Origin of the sequence: Solidesulfovibrio carbinolicus (assembly GCF_004135975.1) — a bacterium.
GTDB classification, from domain to species: domain Bacteria; phylum Desulfobacterota; class Desulfovibrionia; order Desulfovibrionales; family Desulfovibrionaceae; genus Solidesulfovibrio; species Solidesulfovibrio carbinolicus.
Window position 1 is genome coordinate 197,809 of sequence record NZ_CP026538.1, and the last position, 20,465, is coordinate 218,273.

General features: G+C 66.8%; 16 protein-coding genes. 4 read left to right on the forward strand and 12 right to left on the reverse strand.

What is annotated here, in order from left to right; translation table 11 throughout:
* Positions 1-60 precede the first annotated feature (60 nt).
* From C3Y92_RS00865 to C3Y92_RS00910, 10 genes are all read right to left on the reverse strand, one after another.
* Positions 61-678, reverse strand: a complete 618-nt coding sequence (locus C3Y92_RS00865) for a histidine phosphatase family protein (RefSeq protein WP_129348592.1) — start codon at positions 676-678, stop codon at positions 61-63.
* The gene (locus tag C3Y92_RS00870; protein WP_129348594.1) at positions 675-1,934 is read right to left on the reverse strand and encodes a DVU_1551 family NTP transferase; all 1,260 of its coding nucleotides are present in this window, start codon (positions 1,932-1,934) and stop codon (positions 675-677) included. Before C3Y92_RS00870 ends, C3Y92_RS00865 begins: the two co-directional genes overlap by 4 nt.
* Positions 1,935-1,965: 31 nt before the next feature.
* On the reverse strand, positions 1,966-4,080 hold the full coding sequence (locus C3Y92_RS00875; RefSeq protein WP_129348596.1) for a histidine kinase dimerization/phosphoacceptor domain -containing protein: 2,115 nt from the start codon (positions 4,078-4,080) through the stop codon (positions 1,966-1,968).
* 30 nt (positions 4,081-4,110) lie between these two features.
* Positions 4,111-4,302 carry a hypothetical protein gene (locus C3Y92_RS00880; protein ID WP_129348598.1) on the reverse strand — a complete coding sequence of 64 codons (192 nt, stop codon included), beginning with the start codon at positions 4,300-4,302 and terminating at the stop codon, positions 4,111-4,113.
* Positions 4,293-4,670, reverse strand: coding sequence for a phage holin family protein (locus tag C3Y92_RS00885; protein WP_129348600.1), 378 nt, complete (start codon positions 4,668-4,670; stop codon positions 4,293-4,295). Before C3Y92_RS00885 ends, C3Y92_RS00880 begins: the two co-directional genes overlap by 10 nt.
* A complete protein-coding gene (locus C3Y92_RS00890) occupies positions 4,670-4,966 on the reverse strand; it encodes a DUF883 family protein (protein WP_015863063.1) in 297 nt (98 codons plus the stop codon). The genes C3Y92_RS00885 and C3Y92_RS00890 overlap by 1 nt, the downstream gene beginning before the upstream one ends.
* Positions 4,967-4,994: 28 nt before the next feature.
* A complete protein-coding gene (locus tag C3Y92_RS00895) occupies positions 4,995-7,928 on the reverse strand; it encodes an ATP-binding protein (RefSeq protein ID WP_129348602.1) in 2,934 nt (977 codons plus the stop codon).
* Between the two features lie 24 nt (positions 7,929-7,952).
* The gene (locus C3Y92_RS00900) at positions 7,953-8,198 is read right to left on the reverse strand and encodes a Nif11-like leader peptide family natural product precursor (RefSeq protein WP_129348604.1); all 246 of its coding nucleotides are present in this window, start codon (positions 8,196-8,198) and stop codon (positions 7,953-7,955) included.
* A 217-nt stretch (positions 8,199-8,415) separates the two neighbouring features.
* Positions 8,416-8,748, reverse strand: a complete 333-nt coding sequence (locus tag C3Y92_RS00905) for a hypothetical protein (protein ID WP_129348606.1) — start codon at positions 8,746-8,748, stop codon at positions 8,416-8,418.
* A 670-nt stretch (positions 8,749-9,418) separates the two neighbouring features.
* A complete protein-coding gene (locus tag C3Y92_RS00910; protein ID WP_129348608.1) occupies positions 9,419-11,122 on the reverse strand; it encodes a glutamine--tRNA ligase/YqeY domain fusion protein in 1,704 nt (567 codons plus the stop codon).
* Between the two features lie 239 nt (positions 11,123-11,361).
* Between C3Y92_RS00910 and C3Y92_RS00915 the strand changes: the two genes are divergently transcribed.
* The 3 genes from C3Y92_RS00915 (at position 11,362) to C3Y92_RS00925 (ending at position 15,943) form a co-directional block, all read left to right on the forward strand.
* Positions 11,362-13,833 carry a sensor domain-containing protein gene (locus C3Y92_RS00915; protein ID WP_129348610.1) on the forward strand — a complete coding sequence of 824 codons (2,472 nt, stop codon included), beginning with the start codon at positions 11,362-11,364 and terminating at the stop codon, positions 13,831-13,833.
* Between the two features lie 653 nt (positions 13,834-14,486).
* Positions 14,487-15,104 (forward strand): FlxA-like family protein, encoded by a 618-nt coding sequence (locus tag C3Y92_RS00920; RefSeq protein ID WP_129348611.1) that lies wholly within the window; start codon positions 14,487-14,489, stop codon positions 15,102-15,104.
* A 341-nt stretch (positions 15,105-15,445) separates the two neighbouring features.
* Positions 15,446-15,943: a hypothetical protein gene (locus C3Y92_RS00925; protein WP_129348613.1), complete on the forward strand. Its 498-nt coding sequence runs from the start codon at positions 15,446-15,448 to the stop codon at positions 15,941-15,943.
* 182 nt (positions 15,944-16,125) lie between these two features.
* On the opposite strand, the gene C3Y92_RS00930 is transcribed toward C3Y92_RS00925, so the two are convergent.
* The gene (locus tag C3Y92_RS00930) at positions 16,126-16,512 is read right to left on the reverse strand and encodes a hypothetical protein (RefSeq protein WP_129348615.1); all 387 of its coding nucleotides are present in this window, start codon (positions 16,510-16,512) and stop codon (positions 16,126-16,128) included.
* Between the two features lie 176 nt (positions 16,513-16,688).
* On the opposite strand from C3Y92_RS00930, the gene C3Y92_RS00935 reads away from it, so the two are divergent.
* Positions 16,689-17,819: a metal-dependent phosphohydrolase gene (locus C3Y92_RS00935; protein ID WP_235669566.1), complete on the forward strand. Its 1,131-nt coding sequence runs from the start codon at positions 16,689-16,691 to the stop codon at positions 17,817-17,819.
* Positions 17,820-18,208: 389 nt separating this feature from the next.
* On the opposite strand, the gene C3Y92_RS21750 is transcribed toward C3Y92_RS00935, so the two are convergent.
* The gene (locus tag C3Y92_RS21750) at positions 18,209-20,260 is read right to left on the reverse strand and encodes a HAMP domain-containing methyl-accepting chemotaxis protein (RefSeq protein WP_328591056.1); all 2,052 of its coding nucleotides are present in this window, start codon (positions 20,258-20,260) and stop codon (positions 18,209-18,211) included.
* Between the last annotated feature and the right edge of the window lie 205 nt (positions 20,261-20,465).

Consider the following 20,465-nt stretch of genomic DNA (forward strand, 5'->3'; position numbering starts at 1 on the left):
CCAGGTGGGGTTTCCAAAGGGGCTCAGCCCCTTTGGCCGCCGGAGGCATCTTCCTCTTCATCAAGGCCCCAAAAACTTCCACGGCAGCGTCGGGGCGAGGTTGACGGCATCGACGCGCCAGCAGTCCGGGGAGAGGTCGAGGAGGTTGAGGCGACAGTAGTCCTGGCCCAGGCGGAACAGCCGCGTCAGGTCCAGGCCCAGGGCGTGGCACAGGATGGTGCGGTTGACGCCGCCGTGGGCCACGACCAGGACGTTGCCGCACAGGGGGGCCAGCTCGGCCAGTGCGGCCACGGCCCGTTTTTGGACGTCGGCGAAGCTTTCGCCGCCTTGGGGGGTAAATCCGGCGATGTCGCAGCCCCGGCGTTCGTAGGCTCCGGGGAAACGCTCGCGCACTTCGTCCACGGTGAGGCCTTCGAAAGCGCCCAGGGCGATTTCGCGCAGGCGCGGTTCGGGGCGCACCATGAGGTCGCGGCCGCCAAGGACGATAGAGGCGGTTTCGCGGCAGCGGGCGAGGTCGGAGCAGACGGCGGCGGTGAACGGCACGTCGGCCAGGGCATCGCGCCACAGGGCGGCCTGGGCCCGGCCTTCGTCGGTGAGGGGATGGTCGGTCTGGCCGACGAACCGGCGGGGGTGGCTTTGGACGATGGCCCCGTGGCGCATGAGATAGAGCGTACTCATGGAAGGACCTCCCAGGTCAGGCCCGTGTCGGCCAGGATGTCGGGGAGCGGCCGGGACAGACCGGCCTCGACCCGGGCCAGGACCGTCAGCGCGTTTTGCCGGCGGCGGGTGATGGCGGCCAGGGCCTGCGGGTCGTGGGCGAACAGGTCGAGCTTTTGGCCGAAACGCACGGCCACGGGCACAAGCTGGCGGCCGTGGACGAACTTGTCGGCCAGATAGACGATCTCGCGTTCGGTGACGGGCTGGTGGGGGGACAGTTCGATGTCGCGGTGGGCGGCGACGATGGCGGCGGCTTGATCGAACCCGAGAGAAAAGAGCAGTTCGCCGCCGGCCTGTTCGTGGTGGGGCCGGCCCTTGGCCACGTCGTGGAGCAGGGCGGCGGCTTCGACAAGCTCAAGGTCCAGGGCCGCGCCGGCATCATTGAGGCTCCTGGCCAGGCCCAGGGCCACGGCGGCCACGCCCCGGGCATGGGCCAAGCCCTGGGGCGGCACGGCCTGGGTGGCAAGAAGGGCCTCGGCCTCGGCCACTGTGGGGATGCCCAGCCGTGCGGCCCGGGCGTCCAGTCGGGCGTGGTCGGCCGGGGTGTCCATGTCGGCCAGGACCAGTTCGTCGGGCACGGCGACCCCGACCTGGGGAAACGGGGCCAGGGCGGCGCGCAGGCCGTCGTCGCCGCCGTAGGCCAAAACGGCCGGCAACAGCGCCGCGTCGAGGCAGAGGGGATGGCCGCGCTCCCCGCCAAAGGTCGGATAGAGCACGGGGGGCGCGTCCGGGGCCTCGGCCCGGGCCAGCAGCCGGGCCACCGTGGCCGGGCGGAACAGCGGAATATCGGCCGGGGTGAGGATGAGCCGGCGGCAGCTTTCGGGCACGGCGGCCAGGGCGGCCTTGACCGTGGAGAACATGCCGGTCGCGTAATAGGGATTATGGATGAAGCGCAGGCCCAGGCGCTCGGCCTCGGCCGCGACCTCGGCCTGACGATGGCCGCCGGCCACGAGGATGTCGGTGAGGCCGGCCTGGCGAAAGGTGTCGGCCAGCCGGGAAAGCGGCGTTTTGCCGGCCAGGGGGAGCACGGGCTTGAGCGGCCCGGCCATGCGCGAGGACAGGCCGGCGGCCAGGATCACGGCGCAGGCGTCGGGCCGGGGGGGGGCGCTGATCGGGCCTGGGCGGCCGTCGGGCCGGACATCGGGAGCAGGGTCGCGGGACGGTCGGGCGTCGGCAACGCCCGAGGCGGGCTGTTTGGCTTCGGGGCGTTCAGGCATGGAGGCAGTTTGGGGGCGGCGGCCGGCGGCGTCAAGTCCTGCCGGCAGTCGGGAAGGTGAGGCTGAAGACCGCGCCGTGGTCGTTTCGGGCCGTGACCTGGCCGCCGAGCTGGCGGGCGAGGTTGCCCACAAGCTGCATGCCCAGGGTGCCGGTGCTTTCCACGGCGAAATCCGGGGCCAGGCCGGGACCGTTGTCGGCCACGTCGATTTCCACGAACCCGTCCCGCACGGCCAGGGTCACGTCGAGGCGGGCTTGCTCGTTGTCCCGAAAGGCGTGCTTGTGGGCGTTGGTGAGCAGTTCGTTGACCACAAGGCCGGCCGGCACGGCCTGTTCGATGGGCACGGTGACCGCATCGAGGCGGCAGTCCACGGCAACGGGCGCGCCCTGGCCGACCTGACCGAAAATTTTGGGCAAAAGATCCCGGATGTAGTTGTCGAGGCGGATGCGGGCCAGATCGGCGGAGCGGTAGATCTCCTCGTGGACCAGGGCCATGGAGGCGATGCGGTTGCGGCTGACGCGAAAGCTCTCCAGGGCCACGGGATCGTCCACCTGCTCGGCCTGGAGATAGAGCAGGCTGGAGATGATCTGGAGGTTGTTTTTGACCCTATGGTGGACTTCCTTGAGCAGGATTTCCTTTTCGGCCAACGAGGCGCGCACGGCCCGGTCTGCTTCGACCCACTTGGTGACGTCCTTGGACACGCCCCGGTAGCCGCGAAACGTGCCGTCCTCGTCATGCCAGGGCACGGCGTTGCACATGAGGCAGCGGCGCGAACCGTCGGCCGCGATGCGCCAGTTGATGAGGTCGCGGATGGGCAGACAGGCTTCCAGGGCCTTGCCCACGATCTGGCGCATGGTTTCGTCCTCGCCCGGAGCCAGGCCGTCGTACACGCTGCGCCCAATCAGCGAGGCCGGCTCATAGCCCAGGGCATCCTTCACCTTTTCGCCCATATAGACGTAGCGCCCGTTGGCGTCGGTCTCCCAGATCCAGTCGGGCATGGAAGCGGTGATATGGGCCAGACGTTGTTGGCTGGCCCGCAGGGCGGCCAGCGCCCGGTCGCGCTCGGCGTCGCTGGCGGCGAGCTGGTCGGCCATGGCGTCGAGGCTGGCGGCGACCGTGCCGATGCCCGAGGCATCGTGGGGAACGCCGGTGCGGGCTTGCCGGTCGCCCTGGCCGATGCGGGCGGCGGTGTCGGCGATGCGCGCCAGCCGCCGGGCGAGGATGGGGCCGCCGACAACCCAGGCCACGCCCAGGGCCAGGGCGGCGGCAGCGGCCAGCAGGCCGAGGTTCTCGGCCAGCGCCCGGTTGGCCGGGGCCAGGATAACGTTCTCGGGCAGCCCGACGACAAGGCTCATGTAGGGCGGCGCGGTCGGGGACAGGCGCAGCTTGCGAAAGGCGTAATAGCGCAGGACGCCGTCGGAGCCGGGCTGCAAGGTCAGGCCCTCGTCGCCGCCGGCCTGGATGGCGTCGAAGACTGCCGGCCGGATGGGGCTGCCCACGGGGTTGGCCGGATTGACCGGCCGGTAGAAGAGCCGGATGCCGTTGCGGTCGGCCAGCCCCAGGTTGGCTGCGCCAGGCATGTGCAACCTGGCGAAGACGGCGTCGAAGGAATCGAGCTTGACGGCGGCGATCAACACGCCGACGGCCTGTCCGGTCTCGTCGAGAATGGGTAGGGCGAAGGGGAAGGACGGCGTGCCGGTGGTTCGGCTGACGACATATTCGCCGGCCACGAACTGGCGGGTGGCCATGGCGTCACGAAAATATTTGCGGTCACTGAAGTTGAGAAGGGCAAACGGCAGGCCGGAGGCGAACATGTCGCCGTTTGCGTCTGCGGCCAGCACATTGGTATAGAGAGGATTTTTGTCCAGGAGCGTGGCGAACAGGGCGGAACAGGCGGCGGCGTCCCTGGCGCGCAGTTCAGGCATGGCGGCCAGGGCGGTGAGCAGCAGGCGTGTGCTGTCGGTGATGCGTTCCTGGACTTCGGCCATGGCGGCGGCGGCCCGGGAGACCTCGGCCTTGGCCTCGGTTTCCAGATGGCGGCGATGCTCCAACCCCGTGACCAGTTGCAGGGCCAGGGCCGGCAGCACGGCCAGCAGGGCGGTCAGCACCAGGCCGCTGCGGATCGACAGGCTGGAAAACAGTCGCACATGCCGCTCCTTGCCGCCCCGGGCGTCAGCTCAGCGTCCGGCGAGGCGGGAGAAAAACCATCTGGCCAGGCCAATGCCCAGCCGCACATCGCCAAAGCCCCGGCGCAGACCGTCGCGGGCCATGGCCGATTCCAGCCGCACCAGGCGGCGGGAGAGTTCGATGCGCAGGCCCAGGTCCTGGCGCGCTCGGGCCAGTTCGCGCAGCTTGCCGTCTAGAAACATGCCCGGTCCTTTTTGAGTTCGGCCACGGACTGAGAAAAGGCCAAAGGCAACCGGGCCAGCCGGCGGCGCAGGACGAGAAGGGCGCAGGCTCCAAGCAGCAGCAGCAGCGCCCCGCCGCCGGCGGCCAGCCACAGCCTCCACTGGGGCGGCAGGGCCAAAAACAGGGCCACCACGGCCAGGGCCAGACCCATCAGGAACAGCGCCGCGCCGACAACCGCCAGCAGGAGCAGCTGGACCAGCCGGACCTTGGCCTCGCGGGCCTCCAGGCCCAGCAGTTCCAGCCGGTCGACCACGATGTCCAGGGCCAGCCCGGCCATGCGGCCGGCGGCGGCCAGGAGCTCCGACAAGGCGGCAAAGGTGTCGGCCACTACTTGCGGCTCATGAACCACCCCAGCAGCAGCCCCAACAGAAAGGAGCCGCCCACGGCATGGTAGGGCTTGTCGTGGACGAGACGGTCGGCGGCCTCGATCTTGCGGTCCAGGAGGTCATCAAGGTCGGCGTACTTGCTTTTGGCGGCGTCCAGGCGTTTTTCCAGCAGCTCGCGGACCTTTTGGACCCGTTCATCGGCTTCGTCGGCGGTGGCGTCCACCAAAGCGCCGGCGTGGCGGATGATTTCACGTAGTTCGGCGGCCATGGCGTCGTTGTGAGAGGAGCGGGCGGCCATACGGCGTCTCCTTGGCGAAGTTTGGGAATCAGTGCCCAATGTAGCCCGAATCGTCGGACGCTGTCCATGCCTGGGACGGCGCGGCTGTTGCCAGGGAGCCTTCGCCCAGCAGTCGGGCCACCGCGGCCAGGAAGACGTTCTTTTGGATGGGTTTGGTGAGCAGGTCCGACGCGCCGGCTTCGGCGGCCCGGCCGCTTTCCTCGCGGAAGGCGAAGGCCGTGACCACGAGGATGGGACAAGGCGGCCGGCCGGCGGCGGCTTCGCGGCGGCGGATCTCCTGAATGACGGTCAGCCCGTCGATGTCCGGGAGCTGAATGTCCATGACTATGGCGTCGTACATGCCGCGTTCGACGCGTTCCAGGGCCTGGGTTCCGGTGTGGGCATAGGTGACGGCCAGGGGCAGGTCTTCGAGAAAGGCCTCGTAGATCTGGCGGTTGGGTTCGCTGTCCTCGACGATGAGCAGCCGACGGCCGGCGGGAGGCCGGGCCTGGACGGCCCGGGCCGGGGCCGGGGCCGGGGCGGGCGTCGGGCGGGCGATGCCGGCGTCGCGCGGCAGGGCGCAATAAAAAATGCTGCCCGCGCCGGGTTCGGATTCCAGCCACAGCCGGCCGTTCATGCCGTCCACCAGCAGCGCGCAGATGGCCAGGCCAAGTCCGATGCCGCCGTAGGCCCGGGTGGTGGAGGAATCCACCTGGGTGAAGGGCTTGAAAATAGCCTCGCGCTTCTCGGGCGGGATGCCGATGCCGGTGTCGGACACGGCAAAGAGCAGCTCCTCGCGGGACAGCCGGGCCGGCAGCAGGGACAGCTTGAGGGCCACTTCGCCCGCGGCCGTGAACTTGATGGCGTTGCCCACGAGATTGATCAGGATCTGGCGGATACGGTCGGGATCGCCCACGGCCTGCCTGGGGGCGTCCTTGGCGGCCTCCAGGCGGAGCGTAAGGCCCTTGGCCTGGGCCTGGGGCGAAAGCAGGGCCACGACCTGGCCGGCCAGCTCCAGGGGGTCGTAGGCCGTTTCGGCCAGTTCCAGCACGCCGGATTCGATTTTCGACAGTTCCAGAATGTCGGTCAACAGGGCCATGAGGGATTCGCCGGCCACTTCCAGGGTGCGCAGGAATTCCTGCTGCCGGCTGGAGAGCTCGGTGCCGCGCAGCACGTCCACCATGCCGAGGATGGTGTTCATGGGCGTGCGGATTTCGTGGCTCATGGTGGACAGGAAGCGGCTTTTGGCCTTGTTGGCGGCTTCGGCCGACTCCTTGGCCAGGCGCAGGGCCTCTTCCATGGTCTTGCGACCGCTGATGTCCACCAGGACCGAGAGCAGGCAATGCCGGCCGTAGGCTTCCATGGGCGTGCAGGACAGCAGGAAGGTGGTCAGCCGGCCGTTGCGCATGCGCATGGACAGCTCGAGGTTGCGCACCTGGCCGTCGCGTTCCACGGCCCGGAAGATGCGGTCGCGGTCGCCGGGGTGGACCCACAGTCCCAGTTCGGCCGGGCTGCGGTCGATGACCTCTTCCCGGGAAAAACCCGAGTAGGCGCTAAACGCCTCGTTGACGTCGAGGAGACGGCCGTCGGGCAGGGTGGTGACGGTGACGACCACCGGGGAGAGGCGGAAGATGTTGGCCAGGCGCTCCTGGCTTTGGCGCACGGCCTGGTCGGCGGCGATCTGCTCGGTGACGTCGCGGGCGTAGATGGCCAGCCTTGGCCGGTCTCCGGCCAAGGCCGGTATGGGATAGATGGTGTTTTCGTAGACGCGGCCGGCGCGCTTGTCGGCAAAGCGCACCGGACGGCCGGTGGCCTGGGCCTGGCGGTAATGCTGGCGTCGGCTGGCGGCCACGGGCGCGTCGGTGAGCTCCAGGATGCCCTGGCCAAGCATGGCTTCCACGGCCAGGCCGAAGCGCTCGGCTCCGGTGCGGTTGACCATGACCACGTGATAGGCTTCGTCGAGGACCAAAATGGCGTCGGTGGTGGCGTTGAGCACGGCCTCCAGGGTTTCCCGATGCCGGCAGAGATCGCGTTCGGTGGCCTCGCGGCGGGCAACCTCCCGGCGTAGCCGCCGCCACCACCAGACGGACAGGGCGACCAGGGCGACCGCGCCTGCGGCGAGCCACAGCTGGACCGGCCGGACGTAACTTTTGGCCGGCAGGGATCCGGCGTCATACCAGCGGGCGGCCAGGGCGATCCTGCGGTCCACCGGGATGGCGTCCAGGGCCTTTTGGATGATGCCGGCCAGGACCGGGTCGGGCGAGGCCATGCACAAGGCGTTGTCCGGCCAGGCCATGACGGCTGTTATGCGCAGGTTGGTCAGGCCGTATTCCCGGATGATGCTCGTGGCGGCGACGACATTGAGGAAACAGGCGTCGGCCTGGCCCTCGGCCACGGCCTGCAAGGTTTCCGGGGCGTTGCGCTTGAATTCGAAACGGGCGCGCAGATCGGGGTATTCCTGCTGCAGGCGCTCGTAGGCGACAAACGAGGGGGATACGGCCACGACCCGGCCGGCCAGATCGGGCACGCTCCACACGGCGTCCGAGCCGGCCCGGGTGATCATGGCATAGGGCTGGCTGGCGTAGGGGGTGGTCATGTGCAGATAGGCCCGCCGGGCCGGCGTGTCGGTGATGCAGGCAAAAAGGTCGATGCCGCCGGTCTGGGCCAGTTCCAAGGCCCGGGCGTAGGAGATGCCGAAGCTTGGCTCCAGGGCGACGCCAAGCATGGCGGAGAGGGTTTCGAGATAATCGGCGGCCAGCCCCACATAGCGCGGATGCCCCTGGGGCGAGGTGACCACGTCCTGAAAGGGTATCTGGCCTTGGCCGACGCCCACTCGCAGCTCCGGGCGAGCAGCCAGATAGGCCTGCTCGGCCTCGGTCAGGGCCGGACGCGGCAGGGGCGGAGCCGGTTCCCTGGCCCAGGCCGGCTGGCCCAGGGCCAGCACGGCCAACACGAGGCCCAGCCGCAGGACGGCGCGCGTCATGGGGCAGGCCTCCGGGCGAGGGGGCTACATGAAGGCGTAGGAGCCATCGCCGTGCTGGCGGCGCACCCGGTCGATGATGGCTGCCCGTTCGGGCGAAGCGCGGCCGGCGGGGCTTGTGGCGCAGACGAGTTCGGCCGGGCTGAAGCGGTAACCCTGCAACACGACGAAACGGCGGCGTTCCCACTGATCGCGGCATTCGCCAAGAGACCAACGAAACTGGGCATCCTCTCGCAGTCTGGCCACAAAGGCCTGGGCGCTTTCCAGGGACATGGCGGTTTCCTCCCGAAAAAAACGGGCGAAAACCTTGCATGGGTCGTGCCGGCCAAGAGCAGTGCCTGGGTTTTTTTAGAAAAATACATTATTTTCAATCAATTAGCCTTGAGAAAAGCCCTTGCGGCAGAGCCATGGCGCCAACGCGGCGTTGCATTTTCGCATAAAATGCAGTCCTGCATCGCCGCCCGTCAAACAGTCAAGACGCCTTTCGGGGTCATTGGGGATAGTTGCCCAGGCAGTAGCGGCGGCACCAGCTCGCGCCGCTGGCCACCACCGGCATGCAGCCGTTGAACTGGTTGTCGGCGGTGAGGGTGTCGGCCACGGCGTCGCAGGCCTTGGAGCAGTCCTCCCGCGAGGCGTGCTTGACGGACAGGACCGAGGAATCGAAAACGTTGCACAGGGAAATGGAGTCGCAGGAGGCATGGCGGCCGCCGCCGGAGGTGTAGCAAAATCCCCGGAACTCCGTATCGGTGACGGGTTTGGGGGTGCAGGCCGCGCCAAGGGCGGCCAGGGCCAGGCCAAGGCCGGCAAGGAGAAACAAGCGCATGGGTCTTCTCCTGGGAAAAGGGTGGATCGGCCGGGCGAAATCGCCCACTGCCCAGCACAAATACACCGCAGCACAAGGCTTTGCAAAGGGTTGGGCCGCATTGTCCGGGGTGGCGTGAAAAATTTTGTACCAACCTGCCGCCGCTTACCAGGCCGGGTACAAGATCCTGTACCCCCTTGGCGCGGCATGGCAGTTGTTGCAGGAGGCTGGAACGAAGAGAATGGGACGTTATTTCAAGGCCATGGCAGTTCGCCGGAAGCGTCTCGGCGTGTTGGCACGACAGTTGCTATATTATTTTCATCCTTCCTCCAAGAACGGAATTTTAGAAAAAGGACTTCAGGGATGGCGACCCGGAAGTCCTTTTTCATTTGGCGCGTCTGAATAACGGCACGCCCAGCCCTTGCGGCTTTGCGCGGCCCCAGCCGGCGGCAACCGGCTGGGGCCGCCTCTTTGAGCAGCGTTCAAATTCCTTGACTCCCTCTGTCCTGCCCAAAACAAACGGCGCGCGTCCGCGGACGCGCGCCGTACAATTTTTGGGTTTCCGGCTTCGGCTTCCGGCCATCTCGCCGACCGTCTCGCCGCCGGGCGGCCCCCTCTACCCTTTGTCTTCAGGTGGGGGGCCTGGGGGCCTCAGGCCCCCAGCCGCCGGAGGCATCTTCCCGTATTCCCGCTACCGCGCGGCCTTGGCCCAGGAGTCCTTAAGGGCCACCGAGCGGTTGAAGACACGTTTTTGGGGCGTCGAGTCCTTGTCCACGCAGAAGTAGCCCAGGCGTTCGAACTGGACGTTCTCGCCCACGGGGATGTCGGCCAGGGCCGGTTCGATCAGCGCGTTTTCGATCACTTCCAGGGAGTGGGGGTTCAGGTGATCCATGAAATCGCCCTTGCCCTCGGTCGGGTTCTCCTTGGTGAAGAGGCGGTCGTAAAGGCGCACTTCGGCCGGCAGGGCATGGGCAGCGGACACCCAGTGGATGGTGCCCTTGACCTTGCGGCCGTCGCTGGACCAGCCGCCCTTGGTGGCCGGATCGTGGACGCAATGCAGCTCGACTACCTCGCCCGTGGCCGGGTCTTTCACGACCTCGGTGCAGGTGACGTAGTAGGCGTGGCGCAGCCGCACCTCGGCCCCCGGGGCGAGGCGGAACCACTTCTTGGCCGGCACTTCCATGAAATCGTCGCGCTCGACGTAGAGTTCCCGGGTGAAGGGCACTTTGCGCGCGCCCATGGCCGTGTCCTCGGGATGGTAGGGGAAGTTGATGTCTTCCACCTGGCCTTCGGGATAATTCGTAATAACGAGCTTAAGCGGCCGCAGCACGCCCATGAGGCGCTTGGCCCGGGCGTTTAGGTCCTCGCGCAGGCAGTGTTCGAGCAGGGCCATGTCCACCTGGCTGTCGGCCTTGGACACGCCGATGCGTTCGCAGAAATCGCGCATGGCCTCGGGGGTGTAGCCCCGGCGGCGGATGCCGCTTAGGGTCGGCAGGCGCGGATCGTCCCAGCCCGAGACGACTTTTTCGGTGACGAGCTGGATGAGCTTGCGCTTGCTCAGCACCGTGTAGGACAGGTTCAAGCGGGCAAACTCGATCTGCTGGGGATGGCCGGGCACGGGCAGGCGGTCGAGAACCCAGTCGTAGAGCGGCCGGTTGTTCTCGAACTCCAGGGAGCAGATGGAGTGGGTGATGCCTTCCAGGGCGTCGGAAATGCAGTGGGTGTAGTCGTACATCGGGTAGATGCACCAGGCGTTGCCCGTACGGTGGTGCTCGACGTGCTTGATGCGGTAGATGACCGGATCGCGCAACACCACGTTGGGGCTTTGCATGTCGATCCTAAGCCGCAGCACCTTGGCCCCGTCCGGGAATTCGCCGGCCCGCATCCGCCTAAACAGGTCGAGGTTTTCCTCGGGCGAGCGGTCGCGGTAGGGGCTGTCCTTGCCGGGTTCGGTGAGCGTCCCCCGGTAGGCCCGGATCTCTTCCTGGCTCAGGTCATCGACGTAGGCCAGGCCTTTTTCGATGAGCTGTTCGGCAAAGGCGTAGAGCTTTTCAAAGTAGTCCGAGGCGTAAAAAAGCCGGTCGTCCCAGGAAAAGCCGAGCCAGCGCACGTCTTCCTTGATGGCGTCGACGTATTCCACCTCTTCCTTGGCCGGGTTGGTGTCGTCGAAGCGCAGGTTGCACAGCCCGCCGAACTCCTTGGCCAGGCCGAAGTTGAGGCAGATGGACTTGGCGTGGCCGATGTGCAGGTAGCCGTTGGGTTCGGGCGGGAAGCGGGTGTGGACGCGGCCGCCCCATTTGCCGACGCGGTTGTCCTCATCGACGATCTGGCGAATGAAATCACGGGCAGGAGCCGGGCCGGACTTGGCCGGAACTTCCGCGTCGGGTGCGGTCATGGCGGAACCTCGTTTGCGTTGGATGGCGGCGTGGCCGCGAGAAACCGGAAAAATAGGCAAAAAGGGGAAAAGGGTCAAATGGCGTCGGCGGCGTGGTTCGGCTGCAAAAATGTCGTATTGTTGCCAAAAATGTCGGCTCATTGTGGTCGTTGCCCTGCGAATCATTAAGCATTCCGAAGTATTGACACCTTGGAACCGCTTTTGCTACATGCCCGTCACTTTTGCCTAAGGCGGTCGTCATGACACATTCGTCTGCCGCGCTTCCGGAAGACGTCTACCGGCGCATCTTCGAGAGCTCCCCCAACGCGGCCCTGGTGCGCGACGCCGGCGGCCTGGTGCTGGCCGTCAACGCCTCCTTCGAGGCGCTTTTCGGCCTGGACGCGGCCGAGGTCGTGGGCCGCGACCTGCGCCAGGTGGTGCGGCCGGCGGACGACGGCGAAACAGCCGGCAACGACTGGAGCCTTGGCGGCGCGGCCTTTTCCCGGCGCACCCGCTGGACGGCCGGCGACGGGGCCACCGTGGACGCCAGCCCCTGCCAGTTTCCGGCGGGGCAGGTGGACGGCAAGCCCGTGTCCTGCGTCATCTTCCGCGACATCTCCGGGCGACGCCGGGCCGAGGAACAACTCGACGCGGCCGAACGCAAATACCGGGCGATTTTCGAAAACGCCGTGGAAGGCATCTTCCAGACCACCCCCGGCGGCCGCTACCTGGAAGTCAACCGCACCCTGGCCCGCATCTACGGCTTTGATTCCGTGGACGAGATGACCGAGCACTTCCGGGACATCAAAAACCAGCTGTATGTCGAGCCCAAGCGCCGCGACGACTTCGTGCGCGAGCTCTCGGCCCACGACCAGGTCCGCAACTTCGAGTCGGCCATCCACAAAAAAGACGGCAGCGTCATCTGGATTTCCGAAAACGCCCGGGTCGTGCGCGACGCCGACGGGGCCGTGGCCTACTACGAAGGCACGGTGGTGGACATCACCGACCGCAAGCGGGCCGAGGAGCAGCTCGCCGCCCAGCGCGCCTATTTCGACCAGCTTTTCGCCAATTCGCCCCAGGCCATCGCGCTTATCGACATGCGGCGCAACATCGTGGACGTCAACCACGCCTTCGAGGACCTGTTCGGCTTCAAGGCGGCCGAGATCAAGGGCTACGGCATGCGCGCCTACATCGTGCCCAAGCACCTGCTCGGGGAATGCGAGAGCACGCGCGGGGCCATCCTGTCCGGCAAGCCCATGGTGCGCGAAACCTTCCGCCAGCACCGCGACGGCCGCCTCCTCCCGGTCTCCATGATCGGCTTCCCCATCGAATTCGGCGGCCAGCCCCAGGGCATCGTCTACATTTATCAGGACATTTCCGAGCGCAAGGCCTTCGAGGAGCAGATCACCCACCAGGCCTTCCACGACGCCCTGACCGGGCTGCCCAACCGCAGCCTTTTCGCCGACCGCCTGGACCGGGCGCTGACCCGCGCCCGGCGGCGCGGCGACTACCAGTACGCCGTGCTCATGATCGACCTCAACAAGTTCAAGGGCATAAACGACACCCTGGGACACCAGGCCGGGGACCAGCTCCTGGTCGAGGTGTCGCGGCGGCTTATGGCCTGCGTGCGCTCCATGGACACCGTGGCCCGGCTTGGCGGAGACGAATTCGCCGTGATCCTTGAAGAGCTCAAGTCGAAAAAGGAAGTCATGGCCGTGGTGGACCGCATCGGCGCGGCGCTTGGCAAGCCCTGCATGTTGTGCGGCACGACGGTGACTCCCGGGGCCAGCGTCGGCATCGTGCTGCGCACCCGGGACTACCAGTCGCCCGAGGACATTTTGCGCGACGCCGACATCGCCATGTACCGGGCCAAGGAGTCCGGCCGGCCCTCCATGATCTTCGACCGGCGGATGCACCAGGAGATCCTCGACGCCATCAGCCTGGAGGCCGATCTGCGCGCCGCCCTGGACCGCGGCGAGCTGTTGCTGCACTACCAGCCCATCGTGGACGTGCAGACCGGGCGCATCGAGGGCTTCGAGGCCCTGGTGCGCTGGGACCACCCCGACCGGGGGCTGGTGCCGCCGGTGCAGTTCATCCCCCTGGCCGAGGAAACCGGCCTGATCCAGCCGCTCGGGCGGTTCGTCATCGCCGAGGCCTGCCGCCAGCTGCGCAAGTGGCAGTTGGAACTGCCCGAGGCCGAACAGCTCTCGGTGAGCGTCAACGTGTCCTGCCGCCAGTTCGTGAAAGAGGGCTTGGTGGACCATGTGGCCGGGGTGTTGGAGACGACCGGCCTGGACCCGGCCTGCCTCAAGCTCGAAATCACCGAATCCGTGCTCATGCACGACGCCCAGCACACGGCCGGGGAGCTGAGCCGCCTCAAAGCCCTGGGCGTCAAGATCGCCATCGACGACTTCGGCACCGGCTATTCCTCCCTGTCCTACCTGCGCCAGTTGCCCATCGACCACCTCAAGATCGACCGGTCGTTCATCAGCGGCGACGACGTCAACGGCGAAAGCCAGGAGATCGTCAAGTCCATCATCGCCCTGGCCCGCAGCCTGGGGCTGACCGTCATCGCCGAGGGCGTGGAGCACCAGGACCAGCTCGACAAGCTGCGCAGCGCCGACTGCGACAAGGCCCAGGGCTTCATGTTCTCGCGCCCGGTGGACAAGGACGCGGCCCTGGCCCTGCTGCACGCGGCCCTGGGCGGCGGCTGCGGCTGCGGCCCGGCCTGACCCCGGCCTCAAAGGCTGTCCGGCTCCTGGCTGCGGCTGTCGGGGTTCGCCGCGCCGGGGCTGCTGACGCCTGCCGCGCCAAGGCCTCGCGCTACGCCGAGACGCCCCGCGCCTTTCCTTGTCGCCAGAGGCCGCCTGGCGGCCAGGCGGACAAGCTCTGGATCTCGGCGGCCTGCTTGCCGTCTCCCCAGCCTCCCGGAGCCTGTGGCCTCCTGTCAGGTCATGGGCCGACGCGTCGGGCCTGTTTACTTTCTCCACCTTCCCGCCGAACCGGGGCGCGTTGCCCGACCCTGGACGCAGCCGACTGGTTCGGCCGCCGCCCGCCGCAGCGTGGCGAGCCCTCGACGCGCCTCGAAAACCGGTTGTCGTTGTAACCGGCTTCGCCGCGCCAGCGTCTTAGCTTATAAGAGCCTGCCGCTTTCCGGGGCATCCGAACGACACGGCGACAATCCTCCTTATTCTGCAAGACGAATGTTATGTGGGCGCTATGTTGACGTAGTGCTCTTGTGTATTTGTATTACTTCTTGTTGGAAGACGCAAAACTTTTGCAAAAGATACAATCTCTTCTTGAAATATATTTTATAATAAATGCCCATGCAGCCTAAACCTGGGCATTTTGCGTCCGATAAGTGGGCATACACAAGGAGGTTGTCATGGCCGCCATAGATACCAGCCTGACTCTTTATGCCAATACGACGCAAACAGCGTCAGGATCGAGCCTTGCCGCCACGACGAAAACGAGCGCCAGCGCTTCGACCGCATCGACTACCGCCAGCGGCGACACCGTGACCATTTCCGACGAGGCCAAGTCCCTGGCCGCCGCCCTGGCCTCGGGCCAGACCGCCAGCAACGCCGGGACCGCCGCCAGCACGGGCGCGGCCGCGACCACCGAAACCGAGGATGCTTCTACCGCTGCCGCTGGCGGCCAGGCGCAGTCCGCCGGCGCGGCCCAGGGCGGCGGCGGGGCCATGCAGGCCGGCTCGGCCGGCTCCTCCGGTTCGTCCGACGACGAAGAGGACGACGATGATGACGCCGACGACCTGGTGGAAAGCCTCAAGGAGCAGATCCAGCAGCTCCAGCAGGAAATCGAGAAGGTCGAAAGCGAGGCCATTTCCGAGGAAGAAAAGGACACCAAGAAGATGCAGCTGCAAAACGAGCTGGCCCAGTTGCAGACCCAGTACGCCCAGGCTCTGCAGGAGCAAAGCGAGTCGAGCTCGTCGTCGAGCAGCAACGGCAACACCGCTTCCACGGCCTACGGCGGCGCGTCATAAGGCCGTCGCGTTTCCCGAGGGCGGCCGCCTGACGCCCAGGCCGGCCGCCGGGGCAACGAAGCCCGAGCGTGAACCTGCCGCGGCCGGCCCGAATGATGCTGTCCGCTTTGAACGGGCGGGCGGCCCAAGCCCTTGCCGCCCTCCGGGGCCGCGCCCCTTACGCCCCAAGGGTTTGACGCGAGGCGTTCGGAGCCGTTTTCCCCAAAGCGCGCGCTGCGAAACGTCGACCTAGCGTACGCTCGCGGTTGGCTGGCGCGCCATGGCCGGCCGTCGCTTCACCTTGCCGTATTAAGTTTTCCTATGCGCCGCCGATACACCTTGAAACAAGGGGGTCGGTTGCCATGGATACCATTCTGCCTTCCCTGCTCGACAACGCCGCCAGCCCGGGCCTGTCCGGGGCGGCCGCTGCCGGCGGTTCCGGCCTGTCCGGGTCTTCAGCTGCCGGGACCGACGCATCTGCAGCCGCCCGGGGCGATACCGTGACCTTTTCCGCCGAGGCCCTGGCCAAGGCTTCCGCCATGGCCAGCAACGCCGCCACGGCCAGCAACGCCGGGGTCGCCCAGGGCGGTGCGGAGGCGGCCAAGGCCCAAAAGCAGGCCGAGGACGACAGTGATGCGACCTTGCAGGCGCTCAAGGCCCAGATCGAACGGATTCAGGCGGAGATCAAGGCCACGGAAGAGGACGACGCGCCCCGCGAGGAACGGGAAGCCAAGCTGGCCGAGCTGCGCCTGTCCCTGCTGGAAGCCCAGACGGCCTATTACAAGGCCAAGCAGCAGGCCGGCAACGACCAGGGCGGCAGCGCCAGCCAGACAGCAGCGGCCATGGCCGGGCTGGCCTAGGGGCGCGTTCACGAAACGCGCAGAGGGCTTTTCTTAAACAACGCCTTAAAATAATAGATTTTTCTTAAAAAATACTCTCGTATTTTTCAAGGGCCGCCACACGAGGGGCCAGGCCCTAACCCTTTTCTTCCATCGGGGGGTCCGGGGGCCTCAGGCCCCCGGCCGCTGGAGGCATTCTTTTCTTACTGACTGCCGCAGCAGCGGGCGGTGTGGAAGCTTGAGCAGGGCAGCGGGTCGATGATGACCTGGACGCAGCCGGCGGCGTAATCCTTGACGATGCGCCCCGAGGGCATGCGGCCGTGCCAGACGCGGCTGGAAAAGATGGCCAGGTCGCCGTTTAGCTGCACGTAGAAGTCGGCGAAGCCCTTGGCGAAGTGGCTGTTGAACACGAAGACGCCGTCGCGCACGCCAAGGAAGCTGTACTTGTCGGGCGTTTTGCAGGTGAGCATGGCCAGGGCCTGGCGGAAGGCGCAGATCATGACGGACTGTTCGTCAAAGGCCGCTGCCCGGCCGGGCAGGGCGGCCAGCGCCAGCGCTGTCATGAGCACGATGGGAAAAAGCCGTTTCATGCGCCCCTCCCGGGCTGGTGTTTGGACTCTTGCCATCCCTTCGGCCGCTTGGGCCCAAGCTTAAGGGCCGGCGGTTTCGGACCCGTTGCCCTCCTTGTCGCGCAATCGTCGTCCGGCGTCTACCGGCCGGACACGAGGCAGGTCCATATCCCTGCAAAACTTGGAGGGATATGCTCATGGACCTGTCATTTGACCGTCGGGCGTTTTTGCGCCTTGGTCTGGCCGTCGGCGGCGTGGCCGTGGCCCGGGCCGCTTTTCCGACCCTGGCTCGGGCCGCCGCTTCCGGCCCCGCGGCTCTTGCCGCCGTCGCGGCCATGACGCCGCTGGAGATGGCCGACGCCTCGCCGCTGGTGGGGGCCTCCTGGCAATACCTGCGCGACGTGGCCGCAACCATCGCCAACCCGGAACTGCGGGCCAAGGTCGAGGCCGTCCTCGACAATCCCGCCCCGACCCTGGCCGCCAGACTGGCCGATCCCAAGCACCGGGCCGCCGTGGCCGAGGAGCTGGCCGCCAAGGGCTGGCTCAAGGGCCAGACCGCCGACACCCTGCTGCCGCCCGTGGCCGATCCGGCCGCCTCGCCCCAGCCCTTTCGCAGCGCCCCGGGCAGCGGCTACCAGAGCCACCACGCCTATCCCGGCGGCCTGCCCGTGCACGTGGCCGTCAACATGCGCATCACCTTGGCGATTTTTGACGCCTACAAGGACGTCTACGGCTTTGCCCTGGACCGCGACACGGTGGTCGTCTCCCAGATGCTCCACGATCTGCACAAGCCCTGGGTCTTTGCCTGGAGCGAAGCCGGCGCGTCGCGGCCCGAACAGTCCCTGGCCGGCACGGGCGAACACCATGTGCTAAGCGTGGCCGAATCCATCGTGCGCGGCATCCCCGCCGAGGTCGTGGTGGCCCAGGCCTGCGCCCACAACCACCCCGGCTCGGAAAAAGACGAGGCCGAGCCTGTGGCCTGGCTCAAGGCGGCGGCCGTCCTGGCCGGAGTCGATGCGGCCAAGGCCGGGCTTATCGCCCCTTCGGGCGACACGTTGCCCCTGCCTCGGCGCATGGAAGGGTTTGTCTGCCACCTGGGCGACCACGACTGGGTGCTGTCCGTGCCGGCCGGCAAATGGTCCATCGCCGCCCTGGCCGAGCTGGCCCGGGACCGCTACGGCATCGCCGACGACAAGTCGTCCCGGTTCAACGCGTTTCGCAACTACGTGTTTTCCCAGGCGACCATGATGGAACTCTACCAGACCCTGGCGGTTTCGGGCAAAGACGGCCTGGCCAAGGCCGTGGCAGGCATCGTCGCGCCGGCATAACGATCAAAAGAAGGGACGGCGGCGGCCGGGAGCGGACACCCTGCTCTTGGCCGCCGACGGCATTGGCCCGCCGTCAGTTGCGCCCGCAAACCCGCAAGGCCAAGCAAAGCCAGGACGGCCTCAACACGAGATAACCGTGCACAGGTGCTTTATTGAATGCCCCATGATGCAACGGTTCAAAAAGCATTTTTCAGCATAAAGGCAACTGCGGAAAAAAGGAAAGATGAAAGTCACTTTCCATGGGGTCTTCTTGATCGGGCAGATTTATCGCATTCAGAGAGACGCTGCGTGGCCCGACCCTTGGCCATAACAAAGGGGCGGCTCCCGTGAGCCGCCCCTTTGTTGTTTATCCCGATGATCAGGCCTCGGAAGCCCCCTGAAACCGGCCCCTAGTAGCGCTCGAACCGGCTGTCGGCCGGGTCCTCCTCGTCCAGACTGATGAGCGACCCGCCGGTCTTGCCGCCGGTCGGGCGCGGCAGGGCCTTGCCGGCCGTGGTCGGCGGTATGAAGGCGCGTCGGCCCGATGCGGCGGCCGGGCGGAGGTTGTCCTCGTCCTCGTCGCGCTCCACCCGGAAAAAGGCGCTGGTCTGCTGGAGCTGGGCGGCCTGGGCCGAGAGTTCCTCCGAGGTGGAGGCGATTTCCTCGGCGGCGGCGGCGTTTTGCTGGATGACCTGGTCGAGCTGCTGCAGGGCCTGGTTGACCTGGCTGGCACCCTGGCTTTGCTCCTGGCTGGCGGCGTTTATTTCCTGGACCAGCTCGGCCGTGCGCTGGATGTCGGGCACGAGCTTTTCCAGCAGTTGGCCGGCGGTTTCGGCGATGTCGGTGGAGGTGGCGGCCAGATTGGTGATCTCGGCGGCGGCGGCCTGGCTGCGCTCGGCGAGCTTGCGCACCTCCGAGGCCACCACGGCGAAGCCGCGTCCATGTTCGCCGGCCCGGGCCGCTTCCACGGCGGCGTTTAAGGCGAGCAGATCGGTTTGCCGGGCGATCTCCTCGATGATGGAAATCTTGCCGGTGATGGCCTTCATGGCGGACTTGGTCTGGACCACGGCCTCGCCCGAGGCCTTGGCGTCCCGGGCGGCCTTGACGGCGATGGCTTCGGTCTGTTTGGCGTTGTCGGCGGTCTGGCCGATGCTGGAGGCCATCTGCTCCATGGCCGATGAGGATTCCTCAATGGCGGCGGCCTGTTCGGTGGACCCTTGGGACAGGGCCGAGGACGAGGCCGAGAGCTGCTCGCTGCCTGAGGCCACGTTCACCGAGCCGTCCTGGACCTCGCGGATGACGGCGCTGACCCGGGTGATCATGCCGCGTAGGGAATGGAGCAGCCGGTCGGCCGGGTCGCGCGGCGTGACGGCCACGGCCAGCTCGCCCTTGCTTAAGCGGCCCATGATGGCGGCGATGTCCTTTTCGGCGGCCACCAGCCGCTCGATGGCGGCCAACAGGCGGTCGTTTTCCGAACGTTTGGCCACGGCCACGTCCAGGTCGCCCAGGGCCAGCTTGCCGGCCAGATCGGCGATGTCCTTCTCGGCGGCAATCAGCGTGGCCAGGGAGCGCATGAGGCCGTCGGCCTCGCAGCGCGGCGCGATGTTCACGTCCAGGTCGCCCTGGGCCAGCTTGGCCACGGCCTGGGCCACCTCGGCCGAGGAGGCCACCATGGCCCGCATGGCCGCGTAAATGCTCTGGGGGTGCGCCCCGTCATGAAACGTCAGGGACAGGTCGCCCACGGCCACCTGCCGGGCCATGGCCGCGATCTCCTCAGGCTCGCCGCCAAGACGGCGTAACAGCCCCCGCGTGATGAGCAGGCCGGTGATGGCGGCGAAAAGGATCATGGCCCCGGTAAGAGAGGCGATGATCACCTCGGTCTTTTCATACAGCGCCTTGGATTCGGCGTTGCGGACCTCGGCGTAATTCAAATTGAGTTCGGTCAGTTTGTTGATGAACTCCCGCATGAATTCGAATTGCTCGTCGGCCTGGCCCATGGACAGGGCCATGGCCTCGGCCGTGGACGCCTCGGTGTCGGCCAGCCGGGCCTTGACCACCTTGGCGGAAGTCGCCTCCCACTTGGCCAGGGCCTGGTCGAACTCAGCGGCGAACTGCTTTTCCTCGGGCGTGGTCATGAGGGACTTGAATACGCCGAAACGCTCCTTGGTCTGCTTGAGATTGTCGGCGTAGGCTTTCTGCAGTTTCTTGAAGCGCTCGTCGCTGGTGTCCGTAAAGAGCATGGAGCGCTCGGCCACGAGCAGTTGATGCAGATCCCGGTCCGCTTCGATAAGCTTGTCGATGCTTGGCAACAACCGCGTGAAAAGCGTCTCCAGATTGCCGCTGATGACCTTGGCTGCGTAGTAGCCGGTAAAGCCCACCGCGATCAGGGCGACAACCAGCACAATGTAGCTGATCGACAGCTTGACGCTGACCCGTTGGAAAAATTTTGTGGTGTTCGCCATGACGTCTCTCCTCCAAGCTGCATGTCGCCGTCACACAAGCCCGACCTTGGCCGCCGCGCCACGCGCGCATCCGCCTGTAGCCGCCGCGCCGCCCCTGCAAACATCGACGCCTGTTCAGCCGCCTGCAACGCCGTGGCTGGAAACTGCTTGAGATTAATAAAAATAGAACATGCTGAAAAGGTTTTTTGGGCTTTCAGCGCCAGGC